Source organism: Prauserella rugosa (genome assembly GCF_000719975.1).
GTDB classification, from domain to species: domain Bacteria; phylum Actinomycetota; class Actinomycetes; order Mycobacteriales; family Pseudonocardiaceae; genus Prauserella; species Prauserella rugosa.
Genome location: NZ_JOIJ01000004.1, coordinates 235,086 through 256,017, shown reverse-complemented (window position 1 = coordinate 256,017; position 20,932 = coordinate 235,086). Strand labels below are relative to the sequence as shown.

General features: G+C 70.0%; 14 protein-coding genes. 9 read left to right on the top strand and 5 right to left on the bottom strand.

Annotated elements, in window-relative coordinates; translation table 11 throughout:
* Positions 1 to 109: 109 nt before the first annotated feature.
* A complete protein-coding gene (locus IF64_RS27060) occupies positions 110 to 475 on the bottom strand; it encodes a hypothetical protein (protein ID WP_145600644.1) in 366 nt (121 codons plus the stop codon).
* A 234-nt stretch (positions 476 to 709) separates the two neighbouring features.
* On the opposite strand from IF64_RS27060, the gene IF64_RS0107910 reads away from it, so the two are divergent.
* The 4 genes from IF64_RS0107910 to IF64_RS0107895 all read left to right on the top strand — a co-directional run bounded on the left by IF64_RS0107910 (position 710) and on the right by IF64_RS0107895 (position 5,085).
* Positions 710 to 1,813 (top strand): WXG100 family type VII secretion target, encoded by a 1,104-nt coding sequence (locus IF64_RS0107910; protein ID WP_030531374.1) that lies wholly within the window; start codon positions 710 to 712, stop codon positions 1,811 to 1,813.
* A gap of 97 nt (positions 1,814 to 1,910) precedes the next feature.
* The gene (locus tag IF64_RS0107905; RefSeq protein WP_048808203.1) at positions 1,911 to 2,207 is read left to right on the top strand and encodes a hypothetical protein; all 297 of its coding nucleotides are present in this window, start codon (positions 1,911 to 1,913) and stop codon (positions 2,205 to 2,207) included.
* A 138-nt stretch (positions 2,208 to 2,345) separates the two neighbouring features.
* Positions 2,346 to 4,178, top strand: coding sequence for an NPCBM/NEW2 domain-containing protein (locus IF64_RS0107900; RefSeq protein ID WP_030531372.1), 1,833 nt, complete (start codon positions 2,346 to 2,348; stop codon positions 4,176 to 4,178).
* A gap of 70 nt (positions 4,179 to 4,248) precedes the next feature.
* Positions 4,249 to 5,085, top strand: a complete 837-nt coding sequence (locus IF64_RS0107895) for an alpha/beta fold hydrolase (RefSeq protein ID WP_030531371.1) — start codon at positions 4,249 to 4,251, stop codon at positions 5,083 to 5,085.
* On the opposite strand, the gene IF64_RS0107890 is transcribed toward IF64_RS0107895, so the two are convergent.
* Positions 5,069 to 5,533 (bottom strand): GreA/GreB family elongation factor, encoded by a 465-nt coding sequence (locus IF64_RS0107890; RefSeq protein WP_030531370.1) that lies wholly within the window; start codon positions 5,531 to 5,533, stop codon positions 5,069 to 5,071. The genes IF64_RS0107895 and IF64_RS0107890 overlap by 17 nt on opposite strands.
* Positions 5,534 to 5,671: 138 nt before the next feature.
* The gene (locus tag IF64_RS0107885; protein ID WP_030531369.1) at positions 5,672 to 8,074 is read right to left on the bottom strand and encodes a Tex family protein; all 2,403 of its coding nucleotides are present in this window, start codon (positions 8,072 to 8,074) and stop codon (positions 5,672 to 5,674) included.
* Positions 8,075 to 8,117: 43 nt separating this feature from the next.
* Between IF64_RS0107885 and ilvD the strand changes: the two genes are divergently transcribed.
* Positions 8,118 to 9,791: a dihydroxy-acid dehydratase gene (gene ilvD / locus IF64_RS0107880; protein ID WP_030531368.1), complete on the top strand. Its 1,674-nt coding sequence runs from the start codon at positions 8,118 to 8,120 to the stop codon at positions 9,789 to 9,791.
* A 98-nt stretch (positions 9,792 to 9,889) separates the two neighbouring features.
* Here ilvD and cobN read toward each other — a convergent pair whose 3' ends face one another.
* Positions 9,890 to 13,513 carry a cobaltochelatase subunit CobN gene (cobN, locus tag IF64_RS0107875; protein ID WP_030531367.1) on the bottom strand — a complete coding sequence of 1,208 codons (3,624 nt, stop codon included), beginning with the start codon at positions 13,511 to 13,513 and terminating at the stop codon, positions 9,890 to 9,892.
* A gap of 179 nt (positions 13,514 to 13,692) precedes the next feature.
* Between cobN and IF64_RS0107870 the strand changes: the two genes are divergently transcribed.
* The 4 genes from IF64_RS0107870 to IF64_RS0107855 are packed head-to-tail and all read left to right on the top strand — an operon-like array spanning position 13,693 to position 17,657.
* Positions 13,693 to 14,952, top strand: coding sequence for a hypothetical protein (locus tag IF64_RS0107870; RefSeq protein ID WP_051757554.1), 1,260 nt, complete (start codon positions 13,693 to 13,695; stop codon positions 14,950 to 14,952).
* Entirely contained in the window at positions 14,949 to 15,578 is a 630-nt protein-coding gene (locus IF64_RS0107865) for a precorrin-8X methylmutase (RefSeq protein ID WP_030531365.1), read from the top strand. The genes IF64_RS0107870 and IF64_RS0107865 overlap by 4 nt, the downstream gene beginning before the upstream one ends.
* Complete coding sequence (locus tag IF64_RS0107860) at positions 15,575 to 17,107, top strand: precorrin-2 C(20)-methyltransferase (RefSeq protein ID WP_030531364.1); 1,533 nt, start codon at positions 15,575 to 15,577, stop codon at positions 17,105 to 17,107. Before IF64_RS0107865 ends, IF64_RS0107860 begins: the two co-directional genes overlap by 4 nt.
* Positions 17,108 to 17,120: 13 nt before the next feature.
* Positions 17,121 to 17,657: a nitroreductase family protein gene (locus IF64_RS0107855; RefSeq protein ID WP_030531363.1), complete on the top strand. Its 537-nt coding sequence runs from the start codon at positions 17,121 to 17,123 to the stop codon at positions 17,655 to 17,657.
* A 75-nt stretch (positions 17,658 to 17,732) separates the two neighbouring features.
* Here the strand turns inward: IF64_RS0107855 and IF64_RS0107850 are convergent, their stop codons facing one another.
* Complete coding sequence (locus IF64_RS0107850) at positions 17,733 to 20,900, bottom strand: arabinosyltransferase domain-containing protein (RefSeq protein ID WP_036875965.1); 3,168 nt, start codon at positions 20,898 to 20,900, stop codon at positions 17,733 to 17,735.
* Positions 20,901 to 20,932 lie beyond the last annotated feature (32 nt).

The following is a 20,932-nucleotide window of genomic DNA, read 5'->3' as shown; positions in this document are numbered from 1 at the left end:
GTTGAACCAGGCGACGTTGAACCAGGCGACGTTGAACCAGGCGACGTTGAACCAGGCGACGTTGAGTTCGACTGATAGTCAGTTCCGACGGCACTCGATTCCAACGGGGTCAAATTCTGCCAGTGTTCAATTTGGGCGGGTTCAGCACCGGTGTCGAATTCTCTGTCCTTGTTCTGATGTGGAACAGCTCGTAGTCAAGGTTCGGTCGGCGGATTTCCCGGATGGTCCGCGTTGATGTCCTGATGATTTCACCTGTACCGGTGTGGCGCTCTGTCGCGACGCAGTCGGGCACCGCAGTGACGGGCGCCCGCAATGACCTGGGGTCGAAGCGGTGGGGTTTCGCAATGACGTGGGCCGCACCGACGTGTATCGCTGAGCGTGCGGCCGACAACTCTTGGCGTTGTGCGCTCCGGCCATGCGCGTCATCGTTGACTGGACTGCCGGCGGCCGCCTTGCCGACATCGATGCAGATCATGGTGGTGTGTCGATACAGATCTCCGTTTCTGTGACCGAGATCGTCCGGCCTGTTGCCTGGTCAACAATGGGTCGGCTATAGTCGACATAAGGGTCAAACCGGACACGTCCCGGGTGTGAGGGTCGAGTATCCGGGCTGGTATCGGCGCAGAGTGTGGTTGCGGTGTCGTGTGCTCGACTGGGGGCGTCGCAAACACCTCGAACTCGAGACATTTCCATGCCGGGAGGTATTGCGTTGGGGTACGAATTCCATGCCACGGGGGTCGTGGGCTTTCAGGGGGTACTGGAAGAACTGGGTGAAGATCTGAGCTCGGCCAAATCGTACCTGGGGACGCATGGGGATTTCGGTTTCACGGGGGAGGGAATTCTCAACACCTTCTCCTCTGCGCACGAAGATGCTCTGGGAAGGGTAAACAGTCAAATCGATCATCTCCACGAGTATTTCACCTCCACATTGCATCAGCATATGGGCGAGGTTCTGGGTCTTTACCATGTGCAGGAGGATGGCGCCGAGGAGAAGCTCCGCGAGCTTGAGCGAACATTCAAGGCGGATTCGGACCGGCTGGTCCGGGACCGCGATTCGGGTGCCACAACGACCGAGCCGGATACGGGATTTCCGCGTCCTGCCGAACCCGGCGATCGATTGACTACTCCGAGTCCCGACGCCGACGACGTGTACATCCAGCCGGAGCCGAATAACGTTCTGGATCACTTCAGTGTCCAGTTCGTCGCCCGGCAGATGATCGTCATGTTCACCGATCACGATGATCCGATGGACTGGCTGGGGAAGAGGTTCGCCGGAGACTGGGAAGCCTTCCTGGCCTGCGCTGATGCCTTGGACAACGTAGCCTCCTGCATCAGGGATGTAGCGGATAATTTTATCGCCCATGTCGATCAGCTGGAGGCTGCCTGGAGCGGCAACGCCTACGATGCCTTCAATCTTGCGTTGCGGAACATCAGGGACCAGATAGTCGACGGAACCGTTGTGCCGATCGAAGATCTCGCGAAGAACTACCGGGACGCGGCGAGTAGTACGGTTCAAGATTATCTGGCAATCGAGCCCATTATGGGCACGGTGGTGGATGCCATCGGGACCATGGGGTTTGGACTCGTGAAGAACACGTTCAAATTGAAAGACTTCATCAAGGAGGCGGTCGAGCCTTCACTTGATCAGGCGGTGGACATAGCAGCGGGGTCGCTTGCTGCGGCGGAGACCAAGAAGGTCGACTTCACCGAGGTGGAGCTGGTCGAGCTCAGGGAGATAGGAGGTAGTGGGAGTGGGTTGATGCTCAATGACGACGGTTTGCCGGTGGTTGTCGAGCAATACGAACAACTGTAGACAAGTGGGACTTATGTTTGACATCGAATCGGTACGTCGTCGAATTATGGACGAGTACTCAGAGCTTGCTCGGTCGGATCGCCCGGAGATTCGGGAAATGGCCCGCGCTGTCCTCGACGGGGCCCGTCCTCGTGATCTGATGCACAGTGCTGCCTATTCGGAGTTCTTTCACGAGGGTTTTGCGCGACTCGAGTCGTTGTCGGACGAGGAGCGTGCGTCCCTGCTGGAGTTCGGCGGCTCCATCGGGGACTTGTTCGGCGCCGACTCGGAATCCGCCGGAGACGGCGTCGCACCGGAGGGCGCGCTGTCGGAGGGTGCAGTGTCGGAGGGTGTCACGGGCGCGGTCGGCGATGACGACGACGAGTACTTCGCGGAGCACACGGTCCTGCGGTAGTCGAAGGGTTCAGGGCCGTCGCGTGGGGCAACCCGGCATACCGGATGTTCGGACACGATTCTCTCCGTTCACCCTTTGGAGGGGACGGCATCGCCTGGATGTCGATCACCGGTTCTCTTGCCGGACAAAGCTGGCGCCATGGTCCAGCATCGCACTCCTCCGGTTCGGCCTGGCCGAGCCCGTCCCCGCCTGCACATCCTGCTCGCCGCGCTCGCCGGCACGACGCTCGTGGCCCAGCCCGCCCTCGCCGTGGCCGAGCCCGGCACGCCGAGTCCCGAGCGCCCGGCCTCGGTCGACTACCGGCCCGGGCAGGACGGCACCACCACGTTCGACGTCTTCAGCGACATCCAGGGGCACATCGACGACTGGGACGCGGTGCTCACCGACGCCGAGCAGTCCGCACCCGGATCGGTGGCCACGGTGATCAACGGCGACATCGTCGACCGCGGCTACGCCGAGGAGTACGACGAGGTCCGCGAGGTGATGGACGCCCACGACCGCAACCAGCCGATGCTGACCTCGTTCGGCAACCACGAGGCGTACGCGCCTGCGTGGTGCGACCAGGAGACGTTGTGCCAGCCGAGCTGGCCCAACGGATTCACCCCTGAGGACCTGTACGGCACGTACTTCGACTTCGCAGGCACCGACAAGGTCTACGGCGAGCGGGTCGTCGACGGCATCCCCATGATCGGCATCGGCCCGGACAAGCTGATGTGGTGGGAGGACGCGAACCTCGACGACCACGTCCACATCGGACAGGAGCAGATGGACTGGTTCCGCGACCGCGTGCGCACCCACGGTCGCACCGGCAAGCCGTTCTTCGTCTTCACGCACTACCCGCTGGCCGACACGGTCACCCAGTCCGACGGCGACGCCGGCCGCTACCACCTGATGGAGGACGAGATCCGCGAGATCCTCGGTGACTACCCGCAGGCGGTGCTGTTCTCCTCCCACACCCACGCCGACATCAGCCAGGACTGGTGGGCGACCCGCGTCCACGTTCCGGGCGGGCACCCCGACGGCTTCACCGCGGTGGACACCGGCGCGGTGCTGAACCAGCAGTACATCCAGGTCACGACCGGGCCGAAGGGGGCCGTCGTCCGCGCCCGCGACGCGAGCGACGGCACCGTGATCAACGAGCTCGCCGTGGCGAAGGCCGCGCAGGGGCCCGGATCGACGACGCTCACCCTGGACAGCCCGGTCGAGGCCGTAGCACCCGGCGAGCAGGTCGAGGTCACCGCGACGGCGGCCCGACTCGGCAACGGCGCGCTCGGCGGTGCGACGGTCGACCTCGACGTGCCCGAGGGCTGGGACGCCGGCGAACAGACCAGCCGCCCGGTCGGTCCGATCCAGCCGGGCGAGCGCGAGAGGCTGACGTGGACCCTGCGGGCTCCGGAGGCCTCCGGCAGCGCCACGGTGAACGTCGTCGCCCGCGACCGTGCGGGAAGGGAACTGGACCGTGCCTTGCTCGAGGTGCGCGTCGCCGAGGCTCCGCAGGGTGAGACGCGCGTGTCCGACCTGCCCTTCCTGGCCGAGTCGAACACCCACGGACCGGTGGAACGCGACCGCACCAACGGCGGGCCCGCCCCGGCCGACGGTGGCCCGATCACGATGGACGGGACCACCTACGACCACGGACTCGGCATGCTCGCTCCGGCGTCGGCCACCGTGTTCACCGGCGGCGCGTGCACGCGATTCACGGCGACGGCCGGTCTCGACGACACCATTCCGCAGGGCTCGCAGAAGCGCCCGTTCCCCGGCGGTGAGACCGGCGACGTCGTGTTCGTCGTCGAGGCCGACGGCCGCGAGGTCTACCGCAGCGACGTCGTCCGGCAGGGCGAGCCCCCGGTCTCGGTCGAGGCGGCCGTCGACGGTGCCGACACCGTGCGGCTCGTCGCCGAGGACGCCGACGGTACGTCCACCGGCGACTACGCCGACTGGGGTGAGCCGACGTTGACCTGCGCCGGCTGATTCCCGCGCCCGGTCTTCCTCACTACGGTGGGGGAGACCGGGCCTGATCATCCTCGACGAAGGGGGCCCCGTGCGCCTGACGGAGACGTTCGACTGGCGAGGCCGCACCGTGCGATGGGCTCGGTGGGGTTCGGGGCCGCCGGTGGTGTTCTGCCACGGCACGCCGTGGTCGTCATGGCTGTGGGAGCCGTACGCCGACGCCCTCGCCGCCGAGTTCACCGTCCACCTGTGGGACATGCCCGGGTACGGCACGTCGTCGATGTTTCCCGACCACGACGTGTCCCTCGACGTGCAGGGCGAACTCCTCGCCGACCTGCTCGCCGCATGGGGACTCGACGTCCCTGAGCGCCGCCCCCACGTGGTCGCCCACGACTACGGCGGTGCCGTGTCGTTGCGTGCGCATCTGCTGCACGGGGCGGCCTACGCCTCGCTGGTGCTCGTGGACGTGGTCGCGCTCGCGCCGTGGGGTTCGCCGTTCTTCCGGCAGGTGCGCCGGACGCCCGAGGCGTTCACGACCCTCGCCCCCGAGATCCACGAGAGCCTGGTGCGCACCTACGTCGCGGGGGCGAGTCACGTCGGCCTGCGCGAGGCCGACCTGGACGCGCTCGTCACGCCGTGGCTGGGCGAGACCGGGCAGCACGCGTTCTACCGGCAGATGGCCCAGGCCGACCAGCGCTACACCGACGAGGTCCAGCCACGCTACGGCGAACTCGACCTGCCGGTGCTCGTGGTGTGGGGCCGCGAGGACACGTGGATCCCCGTCGACAGGGCCCACCGGCTCGCCCAGACGATCCCGGGCGCCGAGCTCGAGATCGTCGACGACGCGGGCCACCTCATCCAGCTCGACCAGCCCGCGCGCCTGGCCACCCGGCTGCACCGCTGGTTGGCGGCTACTTCGGCGGGGTGAGCGCGACGATCTCGGCGGTCACCTGGCCCGCCGGGGTGCGGTAGGTGATCGTGTCGCCCTTGTCGTGGCCGGCGATCGCCCTGCCGAGCGGGCTGTCGGCGGTGATGCTGGAGACCTCGTCGTCGGCCTCGGCGGTGAAGCCCACGACGACCATGTCCTCCTCGTCGCCGTCGGCGAACTTCAGGCGCACCCGCGTACCCGACGGCAGCAGACCCTCGTCCTGTTCGGCGGTCGGGCCGCCGTGCAGCAGATCAGTGATCTCGGCGATACGCCGATCGAGCTTGGACACCGACTCGGCCCGTTCCAGCAGGTCCGCCTGATCGGCGCTGTCCCCCAGCGGATCCTCGCCCAGCCGCGGGGCCAGGGATTCGCGCTGTTGCCGCAACGTCTCGAGCTCCTGCTCGAGCCGTTCGCGGGTGCCCGCGCTCATTCCTCCGGTCGACGTCATCCGGCCCTCCCTCACGTGATCCGACGACGTTCGCGCCGCGATCTACGACATTGTCGATGCTTCGTCGCCTGCTCGCCACGTGTTAGCCCGCGATCATGATCACGTGCGGGAGGGCCGGAATGGTCCACCGGGGGCCGGTCAGCCTCCGTAACCGGCCTTGCGCAGGGCGTCCGCCATGGCACCGCCCGCGGGTGCCTGGCCACGACCGCCCTGGCGATTCTGCCTGCCCTGCTTGCCGCCGCCTGGCTTACCGCGTCCGCGGCCGCCCCCGCCCTGGTTGCCGCCCTGGGCGCGGCCACCCCGAGGTTTGCCCTCGGCCTGGCCGTCGCCAGCCGGGACCTCGTCGTCGAGACGCAGCGTGAGCGAGATGCGCTTGCGTTCGACGTCGACGTCGAGGACCTTCACCTTCACGACATCACCCGGCTTGACGACCTCACGCGGATCGCTGACGAACTCGTGCGACATCGCCGAGACGTGCACCAGGCCGTCCTGGTGCACGCCGACGTCGACGAACGCGCCGAACGCGGCCACGTTGGTGACGACCCCCTCCAGGCGCATGCCCGGCTCGAGGTCGGCGATCTTCTCGACACCCTCGGCGAACGTCGCGGTCGTGAATTCCGGCCGCGGGTCCCTGCCCGGCTTCTCCAGCTCCGACAGGATGTCGGTGACGGTCGGCAGGCCGAAGGTGTCGTCGACGAACCGCGCCGGGTCGACGCTCTTGAGCGCCCGCGCGTTGCCGATGAGCTCGTGGATGCCGGTGCCCGTCTCGTCGACGATGCGGCGCACGACGGGGTAGGCCTCCGGGTGCACAGCCGAGGTGTCCAGCGGGTCGTCGCCGCCGGGGATCCGCAGGAAGCCCGCGCACTGCTCGAACGCCTTCGGCCCGAGCCGCGGCACCTGCTTGAGACCGTCCCTGGTGCGGAAACGGCCCTCGGAGTCGCGGTGGGCGACGATGTTCTCGGCCAGCGACGTGCTGATCCCCGACACCCGCGACAGCAGCGGTACCGACGCGGTGTTGAGGTCGACGCCGACGGCGTTCACACAGTCCTCCACCACGGCGTCCAGCGAACGCGACAGCTTCGACTCGGACAGGTCGTGCTGGTACTGGCCCACGCCGATGGACTTCGGGTCGATCTTCACCAGCTCGGCCAACGGGTCCTGGAGCCTGCGGGCGATCGAGACGGCGCCGCGCAGCGAGACGTCGAGGTCGGGCAGCTCACGGGCCGCGTACGCCGACGCCGAGTACACCGACGCGCCGGCCTCCGACACCATCACCTTGGTGAGCTTCAGCTCCGGCTTGGCCTTCACCAGCTCACCCGCGAGCTTGTCGGTCTCGCGCGAGGCGGTGCCGTTGCCGATGGCGATCAGTTCGACGTCGTGCTCGCGGGCCAGCTTCTCCAGCCTGGCGAGCGCTTCGTCCCACCGGCCCTGCGGTTTGTGGGGGTAGATGGTGTCGGTGGCCACGACCTTGCCCGTGGAGTCGGCGACGGCGACCTTCACACCGGTGCGGTAACCGGGGTCGAGCCCCATGGTCGCGCGGGTGCCGGCGGGCGCGGCGAGCAGCAGATCGCGCAGGTTGGCCGCGAACACGCGGACGGCCTCGTCCTCGGCGTTCTGCCGCAGCCGCATCCGCAGATCGATGCCGAGGTGCAGCAGGATCTTGGTGCGCCAGGCCCAGCGGACCGTGTCCGAGAGCCACTTGTCGGCGGGACGGCCCTGGTCGGAGATGCCGAACCGGTCCGCGATCCGCATCTCGTACTCGGTCGGGCCCGTGCGCGGTGCCTCGTCCGGTCCCGCGGGCTGCTCGGGTTCGGTCGACAGGTCGAGGATCTCCTCCTTCTCGCCGCGCAGCAGAGCCAGGACGCGGTGGGAGGGGAGCTTGGTGAAGGGCTCGGCGAAGTCGAAGTAGTCGGCGAACTTGGCGCCCTCGGTCTCCTTGCCCTGCCGGACCTTCGAGGTCATCCACCCGTGGGTCCACATGCGCTCGCGCAGCTCGCCGATCAGGTCGGCGTCCTCGGCGAACCGCTCCACGAGGATCGCCTTCGCCCCGTCGAGGGCGGCCTGCGCGTCGGCGACGCCCTTCTCGGCGTCGACGAACACCGCCGCGGCGGCCTGGGGGTCGGTGGTCGGGTCGGACAGCAGGCCGTCGGCCAGCGGTTCGAGGCCGGCCTCGCGCGCGATCTGCGCCTTGGTGCGCCGCTTGGGCTTGTACGGCAGGTAGATGTCCTCGAGGCGCGCCTTGGTGTCGGCGGCCATGATGCTGGCCTTGAGCTCGTCGTCGAGCTTGCCCTGCGAGTCGATCGACTCGAGGATCGCCGTCCGCCGCTCCTCGAGCTCCCGCAGGTAGCGCAGCCGCTCCTCGAGCGTGCGCAGTTGCGTGTCGTCGAGGGCGCCGGTCACCTCCTTGCGGTACCTGGCGATGAACGGCACGGTCGCGCCACCGTCGAGCAGCTCGACAGCGGACTGGACCTGGCCGGGGCCGACGCCGAGCTCGTCGGCGATCTTCTGGGGGATGGACACCGTCTGAACCACGCAGGGCATTGTGCCCTGCCGGCCGGGCCGGATTCGGGGGAGGATCTCCTCCATGGCCGAACACGACGTGAAACCTCGCAGTCGCGAGGTTACCGACGGGATGGAACGGGCGGCGGCTCGCGGCATGCTGCGAGCGCTCGGAATGGATGACGAGGACTTCACGAAACCGCAGATCGGGATCGCCTCGTCGTGGAACGAGATCACTCCCTGCAACCTGTCCCTCGACCGGCTGGCCGAGGCGAGCAAACAGGGCGTGCACGGCGGGGGCGGATTCCCGATGGAGTTCGGCACCATCTCGGTGTCGGACGGGATCTCGATGGGGCACGAGGGCATGCACTTCTCGCTCGTGTCGCGGGAGGTGATCGCCGACTCGGTGGAGACGGTGATGGAGGCCGAACGCCTCGACGGCGCCGTACTGCTCGCCGGGTGTGACAAGAGCCTGCCCGGAATGCTCATGGCCGCCGCCCGCCTCGATGTGGCATCGGTGTTCCTGTACGCGGGCTCGATCCTGCCCGGCAGTGTCGACGGCCGTGAGGTGACGATCATCGACGCGTTCGAGGCCGTGGGAGCCTGCGCGCGGGGACTGATCACCCGCGAGGAGGTCGACAAGGTCGAACGCGCCATCTGCCCCGGCGAGGGTGCATGCGGCGGCATGTACACGGCCAACACGATGGCGTGTGCCGCCGAGGCGCTGGGTATGTCGCTGCCGGGCTCGGCCAGTCCGCCGTCGGTGGACCGGAGGCGCGACCGGTTCGCCAGGGCGAGCGGGGAAGCCGTCGTCGGGCTGCTGGAGAAGGGCATCAGCGCTCGCGACATCCTCACCCGCGAGGCGTTCGAGAACGCGATCGCTGTCGTCATGGCGCTCGGCGGGTCGACGAACGCGGTGCTGCACCTGCTGGCCATCGCGGCCGAGGCCGAGGTGGAACTCACGCTCGACGACTTCTCCCGCGTCGGCGACCGTGTGCCGCACCTGGCCGACGTCAAGCCGTTCGGGCGGCACGTCATGACTGCGGTCGACCGGGTGGGAGGCGTGCCCGTCGTGATGAAGGCGCTGCTCGACGCGGGCCTGCTGCACGGCGACTGCCTCACCGTCACCGGGAAGACCCTCTCCGAGAACCTCGCCGAGTTGGAGCCGCCGGAGCTGGACGGCGAGGTCATCCGCAGGCTCAGCGAGCCCATCCACCCGACGGGCGGGCTGACGATCCTGCGCGGCAGCCTCGCGCCCGAGGGTGCCGTCGTGAAGAGCGCGGGCTTCGACTCCGCCCGGTTCGAGGGCACGGCCAGGGTGTTCGACGGGGAGCAGGCCGCCATGGACGCGCTCGGTTCGCTGCAACCCGGCGACGTCGTGGTGATCCGAGGCGAGGGGCCACGGGGCGGACCGGGGATGCGCGAGATGCTCGCGGTGACCGGTGCGATCAAGGGCGCCGGACTCGGCAAGGACGTGCTGCTGCTCACCGACGGCCGGTTCTCCGGCGGCACCACCGGCCTGTGCATCGGACACGTGGCGCCCGAGGCCGCGCACGGCGGGCCCATCGCGTTCGTCCGCGACGGCGACCCGATCACGCTCGACATGGAGCGGCGCACGCTCGACGTCGGCGTGAGCGAGGAGGAACTCGCGCGCAGGGCCGACGGCTGGGAGATGCCGCCGGTGCCGCGCACGAAGGGTGTGCTCGCCAAGTACGCGAAGACCGTCGGAACGGCCGCGAAGGGCGCTGTCTGCTCGTGACCCCGCGGCCGGGTCCTCGAGGCCGCTGGGCCCGTGGACGCGCGAGCGCCGTGGGTGCATGACGGGGACCGCCCGTCATGCACCCACGGGCGACGGCGTCACCGGTCCTCGAGATCGCCTTCGATGCGCAGGTAGACCTCCTGCATCGCCGACATGAGCTCGGGATCCGGTTCGGACCACAGGCCACGGTCGGCCGCCTCGTTCAGCCGCTCGATGATGCCGCGCAGCGCCCACGGGTTGGCCTGGGCCAGGAAGTCTTGGTTCTCCTTGTCCAACACGTACGACTCGGTGAGCTTCTCGTACATCCAGTCGTCCACGACGCCGGCCGTGGCGTCGTAGCCGAACAGGTAGTCCACCGTCGCGGCCTGTTCGAACGCGCCCTTATAGCCGTGCCTGCGCATCGCGGCCAGCCACCGCGGATTCACCACGCGCGCCCGGAACACGCGAGCGGTCTCCTCCGACAGGGACCGGGTGCGGACCGAGTCCGGACTCGTGCTGTCTCCGATGTACGAACGCGGCGCGCTCCCGGTGAGCGCCCGAACCGCGGCGATCATGCCGCCGTGGTACTGGAAGTAGTCGTCCGAGTCGGCGATGTCGTGTTCGCGGGTGTCGGTGTTCTTCGCCGCCACCGAGATCCGCCGGTAGGACGATTCCATGTCCTCCCGTGCCTCGGCACCGTCGAGACCCCGGCCGTAGGCGTACCCGCCCCACACGGCGTAGACCTCGGCCAGATCCGAGTCGTCACGCCAGTTGCCCGAGTCGATGAGGGGCAGGATGCCCGCGCCGTAGGAACCGGGCTTGGAACCGAAGATCCGCGTCGTGGCGCGGCGTTCGTCGCCGTGGTCGGCCAGATCGGCCTGCGCGTGCGCCCGCACGTAGTTCTGTGATTCCGGTTCCTCGAGCGAGGCGACGAGCCGCACCGCGTCGTCGATCAGGTTCACCACGTGCGGGAACGCGTCCCGGAAGAAGCCGCTGATGCGTACCGTGACGTCGATCCGGGGCCTGCCGAGCTCGTCGAGAGGGATCGGCTCGATGCCGGTGACCCGGCGCGAGGCCTCGTCCCACACGGGTCGGACGCCGAGGAGAGCGAGCACCTCCGCGGCGTCGTCACCCGAGGTGCGCATCGCCGACGTGCCCCACACCGACAGTCCGACCGAGCGCGGCCATTCGCCACCGGACTCGCCGTCGGAACCGCCCTCGGTGTGGTCGCTGCGGTAACGGCGCAACAGCGATTCGGCCAACGACTGACCGGTCTCCCACGCCAGCTGGCTCGGGATCGCCTTCGGGTCGACGGTGTAGAAGTTGCGTCCCGTCGGAAGCACGTTGACCAGACCACGCAGCGGCGATCCGCTCGGGCCCGCCGGGATGTACCCGCCGTCGAGCGCGTGCAGCACCGCGTCCAGCTCCCCGCTGGTACCCGCGAGGCGCGGTGCGATCTCCTCCGCGGCGAACCGCAGGACCGCGGCCACGTCCGCGCGCCGCTCCTGCGCCACGTCCGTGCACACCTCGTCGACGACCGCGGGCGACCAGTCGCGTTCCTCCATGGCCGCGACCAGCTCGTGCGCCTGCGCCTCGATCCGGTCCACATCGGACTTCGGCGCGTCCTCGGTGAGGCCGAGCGCCGAACGCAGCCCCGGAACGGCCGCCTTCGTGCCGCCCCACATCTGGTTCGCCCGCAGCATCGCCAGCACGAGGTTGACCCGTGCCTCCCCGGTGGGCGCCTGACCGAGGATGTGCAGACCGTCGCGGATCTGCGCGTCCTTCACCTCGCACAGCCAGCCGTCGACGTGCAGCAGCATGTCGTCGAACTCCGCGTCGTGCGGACGTTCCTCGAGACCCAGGTCGTGGTCGAGCTTGGCGGCCTGCATGAGGGTCCAGATCTGCTGGCGGATCGCGGGCAGCTTGGCCGGATCCATCGCCGAGATGTTGGCGTGTTCGTCCAGCAGTTGCTCGAGCTTCGCGATGTCGCCGTAGCTCTCGGCCCTGGCCATCGGCGGCACGAGGTGGTCGACGATCGTCGCGTGCGCCCTGCGTTTGGCCTGTGCGCCCTCGCCGGGGTCGTTGATCAGGAAGGGGTAGATCATCGGGAGGTTGCCCAGCACCGCGTCCGGCGCGCACGCCGCCGACAGCCCGGCCGTCTTGCCGGGCAGCCACTCCAGCGAACCGTGCTTGCCGAGGTGCACGACGGCGTGGGCGCCGAACTCCTCCTCGAGCCAGCGGTACGTGGCCAGGTAGTGGTGGCTGGGCGGCAGGTCCGGGTTGTGGTAGATCGCCACGGGGTTCTCCCCGAACCCGCGCGGCGGCTGGATCATCAGCACGACGTTGCCCGCCTGCAGTGAGGCCAGCACGATGTCGCCGTCCTCCCCGCCGTCGACGTAGAGCTCGCCCGGCGGCGGACCCCAGTGCTCGATCATCGCCTCGCGCAGCTCCTCCGGCAGCTCCGCGAACCACTCGCGGTAGCGCGCTGCGGGCACCCGGATCGGGTTACCCGCCAGCTGCTCCTCGGTGAGCCACTCGGGGTCCTGTCCACCCGCCTCGATGAGCGCGTGGATGAGTGCGTCACCGTCCGGCTGGTCCGTACCGGTGGGCTCGACGCCGGGGAAGGCGTCGGCGCCCAGGTCGTAGCCCTGCGCGCGCATCCGCCTGAGCAGTTCGACCGCCGAGGCGGGGGTGTCGAGGCCCACCGCGTTGCCGACCCTCGAGTGTTTCGTCGGGTACGCCGAGAGCATGAGGGCGATCCGGCGGTCCGCGGGCGCGGTGTGCCGCAGCCGGGCGTGAGCCAGCGCGATGCGTGCGACGCGCGAGGCGCGCTCGGGATCGGGGACGTAGTGGGGGAGTCCGTCCTCGTCGAGCTCCTTGAACGAGAACGGCACCGTGATGAGCCTGCCGTCGAACTCGGGCACCGCCATCTGGTTGCCCGCGTCCATGGGGGACAGGCCCTCGTCGTTGTCGAGCCACGTGTCCCGGTCGCTCGTCAGGCACATCGCCTGCAGCGTCGGCACGTCCAGGGCCGCCAGTTCGGCGACGTCCCATGCCTCGTCGTCCCCGCCCGCGCCGACCTCGGACGGGCGGGTGCCGCCCGCGGCGAGCACCGTCACCAGCAGTGCGTCCGCCTTCTCCAGCTCCGCCATCATCTCCGGCTCGCGGGAACGCAGCGACGCGCAGTAGATCGGCAGCGCGCGCCCGCCCGCGGCCTCCACCTGGTCGGCGAGCGTGTGCACGAAGGCAGTGTTGCCGGACAGATGGTGTGCCCGGTAGTAGAGAATCGCCACGACCGGTCCGTCGCCCCCGGAGGACTCGCGGGGCAGCACGCCCCACGACGGCTGCGGCGCGGGTGGTTCGAACCCGTCGCCGGTCAGCAACAGGGTGTCGGACAGGAAGCGGTGCAGCTGGGCGAGGTTGTCCGGCCCGCCGTGGGCCAGATACGTGTGGGCCTCGGTCGCGATGCCCACGGGAACGGTCGACAGCGCCATCAGTTCGGCGTCCGGCGACTGCTCGCCGCCGATTACCACGACGTGCGCACCGCTTTCCCGCACGATGCGCAGGCCCTCGGCCCACGTGCGTTCCGTGCCGAGGATGCGCACGACGACGATCGACGCGCCGTCGAGTAGCCCTGGCAGCTCGGACAACTCGAGCCGGGCGGGGTTGGCAAGGCGGTAGTCGGCGCCACACGAGCGCGCACTCAACAGGTCGGTGTCCGACGTGGACAGCAGCAAGATCACAGAATTTCCTCCTCGCGGCTCACTCTCCGGGGCCCCGGTGACGACGTCAAGGTGACGTTCTGCGCTTGACAGCGCTGACCTGGGAGCCGCGTTGCGAACGGACCGTTCGCGACGCGCTGCCGTGCGCGGTCCTGCGTTGAGCTCCTCGGGCGTCGGGGGCCGTGCATAGGGTGTGGGCCATGTCGACGTCACCAGCAGAGCGCCTCCCCGGCGAGGGGCGGGGCAGGATGCGAGCCGACGCGTGTCCCGGGGTGCTGGCCACCCATGAGGCCGCGGACGGGCCGCTCGCGCGCATTCGCCTGCCCGGCGGTGCGCTGTCGCCCGAGCAGGCGGTCGCGGTCGCGGCGTGCGCGGCCGAGCTCGGTGACGGACGGATCCACCTGACCTCGCGCGCGAACCTCCAGCTGCGCGCGGTGCGCGACGTCGACGCACTGGTCACCCGCCTGTCGGCGGCCGGGCTGTTGCCGTCCCCTGCCCGTGAGCGGATCCGCAACATCCTCGGCTCGCCCCTGTCGGGTGTGCACGGGGGCGTGGCGGACGTGCGCGATCTGGTGCGCGATCTCGACCACGCGCTGTGCGCGTCGGCCGATCTCACGGGGTTGCCGGGCCGGTTCCTGTTCGCCCTCGACGACGGGCGCGGCGACGTCGCACCCGACGCCGATCTGTGCTGGCACGCGGTGACATCCGACACCGGCGCGCTGCTCACCGCGGGGGCCGACACCGGACTGCGGGTGCCCCGCGGGCGAGCCGTAGCGGCGCTGGTGGCGGGCGCCCGCGCCTTCGAGGAGTCCCGCGGCGCGGCGTGGCGGCTGCGCGAGCTCGACCCCGCGCCCGTCGTCGATGCCATGCGGACCGAGGCCACGGCCGAGCAGACTCCCGAACCAGCACCGACCGAACCAGCACCGACCGAACCAGCGCAGGGCGAGCCCCGTCCCGTCCCGTTCGTCGGACCGGTCGACGGCCGCGACGACGTGGTGGTGGTCGCCCCGCGGCTGGGTGAGCTGACGGCGGACACGCTGCGCGGACTGGGCGGGGCGGGGTCGGCGCTCACCGTCACGCCGTGGCGGACCGTCGTGGTGCACGACACCTCCGCGGCGGCGCTGGCCGGTCGATACTCGGATCTGGTCGTCGATCCGGCGGACCCGCTACTCGGGGTGAGCGCCTGCATCGGTGCGCCGCACTGCGCCAAATCGCACGCCGACGTGCGTGGCGACGCGACGGCGGTGACCGCGGAGCTGGCCCGGCGGGGTCTGCCCGGCGCCGTGGCCCACTTCGCAGGGTGTTCGCGGCGGTGCGGCCGACCGGGCGGATCTCACATCGACGTGGTCGCCGCGGAGGGCGGTTACCACGTCGGGGGTACGTTCGTCGGGCTCGACCGGGTCGCCGAGGCCCTGTCCGCGCAGGCACACGACCGCACGACACGGGAAGGACAGCAGTGATCGACTACATCCGCGACGGCGCGGAGATCTACCGACACTCGTTCGCCATGATCCGGGAGGAGGCCGATCTCGCCGTGCTGCCCGACGACATCGCAGGGGTGGCGGTGCGGATGATCCACACCTGCGGGATGACCGATCTCGTGGACGATCTGGCCTACAGCCTCGACGTCGTCGACGCGGCCCGCGGCGCGCTCGAAGCAGGCGCGCCGATCCTGTGCGATGCGAACATGATCGCCAGCGGCATCACGCGCAAGCGGTTGCCCGCCGACAACGAGGTCGTCTGCACGCTGTCCGACGAACGCGTCCCGCACCTGGCCGAACAGCTCAACACCACGCGTTCGGCTGCCGCACTCGAACTCTGGCGAGACCGCCTTCCCGGCTCGGTGGTGGCCATCGGGAACGCGCCGACCGCGTTGTTCCGCCTGCTCGAACTGATCAACGAGGGGGTGGGCAAACCCGCGGCGATCATCGGCGTACCCGTCGGATTCGTCGGCGCGGTCGAGTCCAAGGACCTGCTCATCACCCGCGCGCCCGCGCCGTACCTCGCCCTGCGCGGACGACGGGGCGGCAGCGCGATGGCCGTGGCCGCGGTCAACGCGCTCGCCACCAAGGAGGAGATCCTGTGACGTCCCGTACCGGTGTGCTCTACGGCGTCGGCCTCGGGCCGGGTGATCCGGAGCTCGTGACGGTCAAGGCGGCCCGGCTGATCGGCGGCGCCGACGTCATCGCCTACCACTGCGCGCGGCACGGCCGCAGCATCGCGCGGTCGGTCGCCGAGCCGTACCTGCGTGAGGGCCAGCTCGAGGAGCGGCTCATGTACCCGGTCACCACGGAGACGACCAACCATCCGGGCGGCTACGAGGGAGCCATCGCCGAGTTCTACGAGCTCGCCGCGAAGCGCCTGGCCGAACACCTCGACGAGGGCCGCGACGTGGTGCTGCTGTGCGAGGGCGACCCGTTCTTCTACGGCTCCTACATGTACATGCACGAACGCCTGGCCGACCGGTACGAGGCGCACGTCGTGCCCGGCGTGACGTCGGTCAGCGGCGCCTCGGCCGAGCTCGGCCGCCCGTTGGTGCAGCGCGACGAGGTCCTCACCCTGCTGCCCGGCACGCTGCCTGCCCCCGAGCTGGCGCGCAGGCTCGCCGACACCGAGGCCGCCGCGGTGCTGAAGCTCGGGCGGACGTTCGGCGCGGTGCACGAGGCGCTCACCGAGTCGGGACGGCTCGACGAGGCGTTCTACGTGGAGCGTGCGAGCTGGCAGGCACAGCGGGTCGAGCCGCTCGCCGACGTCGACCCCGAGACGGTGCCGTACTTCTCGTTGGCCGTCGTGCCGAGCCCGGCGTACGCCGCACGCACGTCCGGAGCCGACGAGGCCCCCGCCCCGGCTTCCGAGGCGGCAGGCGAGGTGGCGGGCGACGTCGTGGTCGTCGGACTCGGGCCCGCGGGCCCGGAGTGGCTCACCCCGGAGGCGGACGAGGCGCTGAAGGCGGCCGAGCACATCGTCGGCTACGGCCCGTACGTCGCGAAGGTGCCACAGCGCGCGGGACAGCAGCGGCACGCCTCCGGCAACCGGGTCGAGGCGGACCGGGCACGGGAGGCCCTGCAGCTGGCTGCCGGCGGCGCCCGGGTCGCGGTCGTGTCCTCCGGTGACCCCGGCGTGTTCGCGATGGCCTCGGCCGTGTTCGAACAGGCCGAGGCGCCCGAGTTCGCCGACGTCTCGGTGCGGGTGGTGCCCGGCGTGACGGCGGCGCAGGCCGCGGCCTCCCGCGTGGGCGCACCGCTCGGCCACGACTTCGCCGTGGTGTCGCTGTCGGACCGGCTGAAGCCGTGGGAGATCATCGAACGCAGGCTCGACGCGATCGGCGCGGCCGACCTGGCCGTGGCGCTGTACAACCCGGCGTCGAAGAGCCGCACGACCCAGCTGGCGACCGCCAGGGACGTGCTCCTGCGCCACCGCGGGGCCGAGACACCGGTCGTGATCGCCCGCGACGTGGGCGGTCCCGAGGAATCGGTGCGGGTCGACACGCTCGGCGGGTTCGATCCCGCCGAGGTCGACATGCGCTGCCTGCTCATCGTCGGCTCCTCCCGCACGCAGGTGCGGACGGGACCCGGCGACACCCACGTCGTGTGGACACCACGCAGCTACGAGTGACCGGGCACGTGCGATGACGTCGGGCTCCGACTCGCTGGACGCACTGCGGGACCTCGTCGGCAGGCCCTCGCGGCGCCGGTTCAGCGACGAACCGGTTCCGCGTACGGACGTCGAGCGCATGATCGACGTCGCGAGGCGGACGGGTTCGGCCCGCAATCGCCAGCCGTGGCGGTTCGTCGCCGTCACCGATGCGGAACTGCGTGCCCGGCTGGCCGCGTGCGGCGCCTACGCGCGGCACCTCGCCGGTGCGCCGCTGGTGCTCGTCGTGGTGGGCCGCGAGAACGGATTCCGCGACACCGCCTTCGACCTCGGCAGGGTCGCGCAGTCGCTGATCCTCGCGGCCGCCGCCTGCGGCTACGACACGTGCCTGGCGACGTTTTATCCCGACGACAACGTGGACACGGTCGCCGACCTGCTCGGTATCGGGTCCGGGTGGCGCGCCGAGCACGCCCTGTCGGTCGGCCGCGCGCGCGAGGTCGACGCTCCGGTGGGTACGTCGGCGGTACCGACGGGCAGACACGCGGTGGCCGACCTTCTCACCTGGACATGAGTGAGGGCACCGGATCCGATCCGGTGCCCTCACTCATGTCGGTGCACCGCCCTCGCGGGGCCTACCTGCTCCGGCTCACCTGCTCTTCGTCGAGCCGTCCGGCTGCTGCGGGCCGGGGCTGGGCGACTCCCAACCCCACAAGGTCTCCTGGCCCGTCTCCACTGTCGGCTCGGTGCCCTGGACGTACGGCCGGATCTCGTACAGCGAGCCCCACGGCTGGCTCGGGTTGCCCTTGACGAAGCTGGGCACCTCAGGCTCGTCGGCGACCTCCTCGAGGTTGCCGATCGGACCGCCGCCCTGGCTGCTGGCGATGTTGGACTCGTTGGCCAGCGGCTCGGAGATGATCCGGTACTCGGGCATCTCGTAGATGCCGTTGCGGATCTTCATCGGGTTGAGGCACGGGTAGACGAACGAGGCGGGCCAGTCGATGTAGACCGGGGCGTCGCCGACGCGTTCGGTGAGCGTGGTGAACGTCGGCACGCGCGGGGCGGTCACGGCGACCCAGCCGTCCTCGGTGAGGTCGTCGTCGTTCGCGACCACCCGGACGGCCGTGGCCTGCTCCGGGGCGTCGTCGAGGTTCAGCCGCAGGTCCTTCCACTCGCCGCCCCCGTCGCCCGAGCTCAGCACCGTCTCGGTGCCGACGACCTCGAAGCCCTGCGGCGACTGCCTGCCGAACTCCAGCCCCACCTGCGTGGCCTTGCCGCCGGGGGCGTAGGCCGACACGACGACCTGGTCGCCCTTCTTGCGCTCGCCGAGGCCGAACCAGTCGGTGCGCAGCTCGCCGGTCGGGTTGGCGACCTCGTTGTAGCTGCTCCACATCGGCACCGACTCGGGCGTGAAGCCGTGCGGCGGATCGGAGAGGGCGTCGCTGTCGCCGAGCGGACGGTTGTGGAAGCCCGCCTGCGTCGGACCGTTGTTCTCCTGCGGCCGCGGCAGCTGCTCGGGCCGGTTGCCGTCCTGCTGCTGTTCCTGCTGCACCGGGGCCGTGCGCTGCTGCGGCGGCGGGAGGCGCTTCAGCATGCTCGAGACCGGGTCGCGTTCGACCATCACGTAGTCGCCGAGACCGCAGCTGGAGCCGGTGAGGTGTTCGACGTTGGCCTTGCCGAACGAGTACGTGTCGCGCTGTTCGTGGATGGCCTTGGCCATCGACCCGATCTCGGCGGCCACGAACAGACCGCTCACGACGACGAACGCCAGTGAACCGCGGTACAGCTTGCGATGCTGCGAGATCATCGACTCCTCGGGCGAGCGAGCCCGGATGTTCTCGATGAAGGCGTACAGCGCGAACAGCGCCGCACCGGCGAGCAGCACCGTGGAGAGCTTGATGCCGAACAGCTCCGGCGCCATGTTCCACCACGGCACGCCGAGCCGGGAGATGAACCAGTAGGCGTTCGGCCCGGTCAGCGCGAGTGCCGCGACACCGAGCAGCCCCGCGACGAACAGCGCCTGGTTCCGCCGGGAACGCAACACCGACGCGCTGACCGCCAGCGCCGTCAGCGCCGCCATCGCACCGCCCACGGCGGCGAACGCACCGAAGTGGTGCGTGAACTTCGTGGGCGTGAGGGCCATCATCAGGAAGAAGACGGCCGTGGTGCCGATCAGCCGCCTGCTCGGGCCGAGCGCGGCACCCTTGATGCGGCTCCTGCGCAGCAGCACCGCCAGGCAGGCCGCCGTGCACAGCAACAGCAGCAGCACGGGGAACCGGCGGGTGGCCGAGCCGTCGGCGGAGTCGGCGAACAGCAGCTGGTAGCGGTTGAGCTCCTGGAACCACGACAGGCTCGGGCCGACCTCGGTGCGCAGCCGCGTGCCCTCCATCACCGTCGCGAAGGTCTGGTCGGCGAACACGACGAACAGCACGAGCAGCCCCGACCCGGCGATCGGGCCGAGCACGGGCAGCCACCCGTTGTCGCGGGCGCGCTGGCGCAACAGCTGGAACAGCGGCTTCGCGGCGACGAGGAACGGGGCGACGGCGATCAGGCCGGTCGGGGTGGCCGCGAGCGTGAACGCGGCGGCCAGTAGTCCCAGGCACACCGGCAGGAGGCGACGGGTGACCAGTGCGCGTTCCACGGCGCAGATGGCCAGCAGCGAACCGAGCGCGGCGACCGGCTCGGGGCGCGTACCGGTGTTGTAGGTCATCCACCACACGAGGAAGACCATCGCCGCGGCCCACCCGGCGGCACGGCTCGACCGCACCGCCATGCCCAGCCGCGGCATCACCTCGCGGCTGATCAACAGCCAGCTGAGCACGCCGAGCAGGAACGACGGTAGTCGGATCCACGGGGCGACCGTGCTGACCTGCGCCATCGCCTCGTAGACGTGGTAGAACCAGCCGAACGGCGCCTCCGCGACGCCGAACCATCGGTGGTAGTTGGTGAGATAGCCGGCGTCCTCGGCGACTCTGGCCATCGACAGGATGTAGCCGTCATCGGCGGTCACCGGGCCGATGAACACCCAGACGCCGAGCACGCCGAGCACGACGGCGTCGCGGCCGGTCAGCCGCCACCAGCCGACGGGAGCCCAGCGCGGGGCGCGTCTGGCGAAGCCGCGGTCGAGCCGGTTGACGAAGAACAGGCACGCGATGAGCGCCACGACGCCGACCCCGCCGACGACGAGCTTCACCACGGTCGCCTCGGACTGGTACCGGGTGTCGGGCGTGATCGACACACTCAGCCCGTCGACCGGGTCCTGCCCCGACTCGATGGACGAGTAGATGCCCACCACGCGCGGGCGCACGTCGCCGTCCTCGGAGTACACCGGCGTGCCCGCAACCGACAGTGCGGTGCGCTCCGCCGTCGACTGGACCGTGATCGAGCAGTCGCCTGCCGGCAGCGGTTGCCGTGCGACCTGCTCACCGCGGCTCGAGGCGATGAGGGTGTTGTCGTTGACCCGCAGTTGCAGCCCGGCGCCGTTCTCCAGCCGCTCGGGCGGGACGGTCGACAGGAGGGTGGATTCGCCTGCGCCGCGCTGGTCCACCGATCGCACCGTCTCGCACGGGATCTCGGCGCTCAGTTCCTGTGCCCAGTACCCGGCCAGTGGCGCGTTGACCTGTTCGGTGTCGCCACCGTTCGGCCACGTGATCCGCGCCGTGTCCTGCACGACCGGCAGGAACGGATAGGCGATCGCGCACACGGCGGCGATGAGGCCCAGGATCGTGGCGAGCCACTTCTTCTGGGAGTTCGCGCGTGGACGGGGGGATTCGGTGGGCGTGCCGGATTCCTCCGGGGTGTCGCCGGATTTGTCCATCGAAGTCGAGATCGCTGGGCACATCGGACGTC

Excerpts from the sequence above, each read along its gene's own strand:
- IF64_RS0107885 (WP_030531369.1), bottom strand. The coding sequence starts at position 8,074 with ATGCCCTGCGTGGTTCAGACGGTGTCCATCCCCCAGAAGATCGCCGAC.
- ilvD (WP_030531368.1), top strand. The coding sequence starts at position 8,118 with ATGGCCGAACACGACGTGAAACCTCGCAGTCGCGAGGTTACCGACGGG.
- IF64_RS0107855 (WP_030531363.1), top strand. The coding sequence starts at position 17,121 with ATGACGTCGGGCTCCGACTCGCTGGACGCACTGCGGGACCTCGTCGGC.
- IF64_RS0107890 (WP_030531370.1), bottom strand. The coding sequence starts at position 5,533 with ATGACGTCGACCGGAGGAATGAGCGCGGGCACCCGCGAACGGCTCGAG.
- IF64_RS0107905 (WP_048808203.1), top strand. The coding sequence starts at position 1,911 with ATGGCCCGCGCTGTCCTCGACGGGGCCCGTCCTCGTGATCTGATGCAC.
- IF64_RS0107900 (WP_030531372.1), top strand. The coding sequence starts at position 2,346 with ATGGTCCAGCATCGCACTCCTCCGGTTCGGCCTGGCCGAGCCCGTCCC.
- IF64_RS0107850 (WP_036875965.1), bottom strand. The coding sequence starts at position 20,900 with ATGGACAAATCCGGCGACACCCCGGAGGAATCCGGCACGCCCACCGAA.
- IF64_RS0107870 (WP_051757554.1), top strand. The coding sequence starts at position 13,693 with ATGTCGACGTCACCAGCAGAGCGCCTCCCCGGCGAGGGGCGGGGCAGG.
- IF64_RS27060 (WP_145600644.1), bottom strand. The coding sequence starts at position 475 with ATGATCTGCATCGATGTCGGCAAGGCGGCCGCCGGCAGTCCAGTCAAC.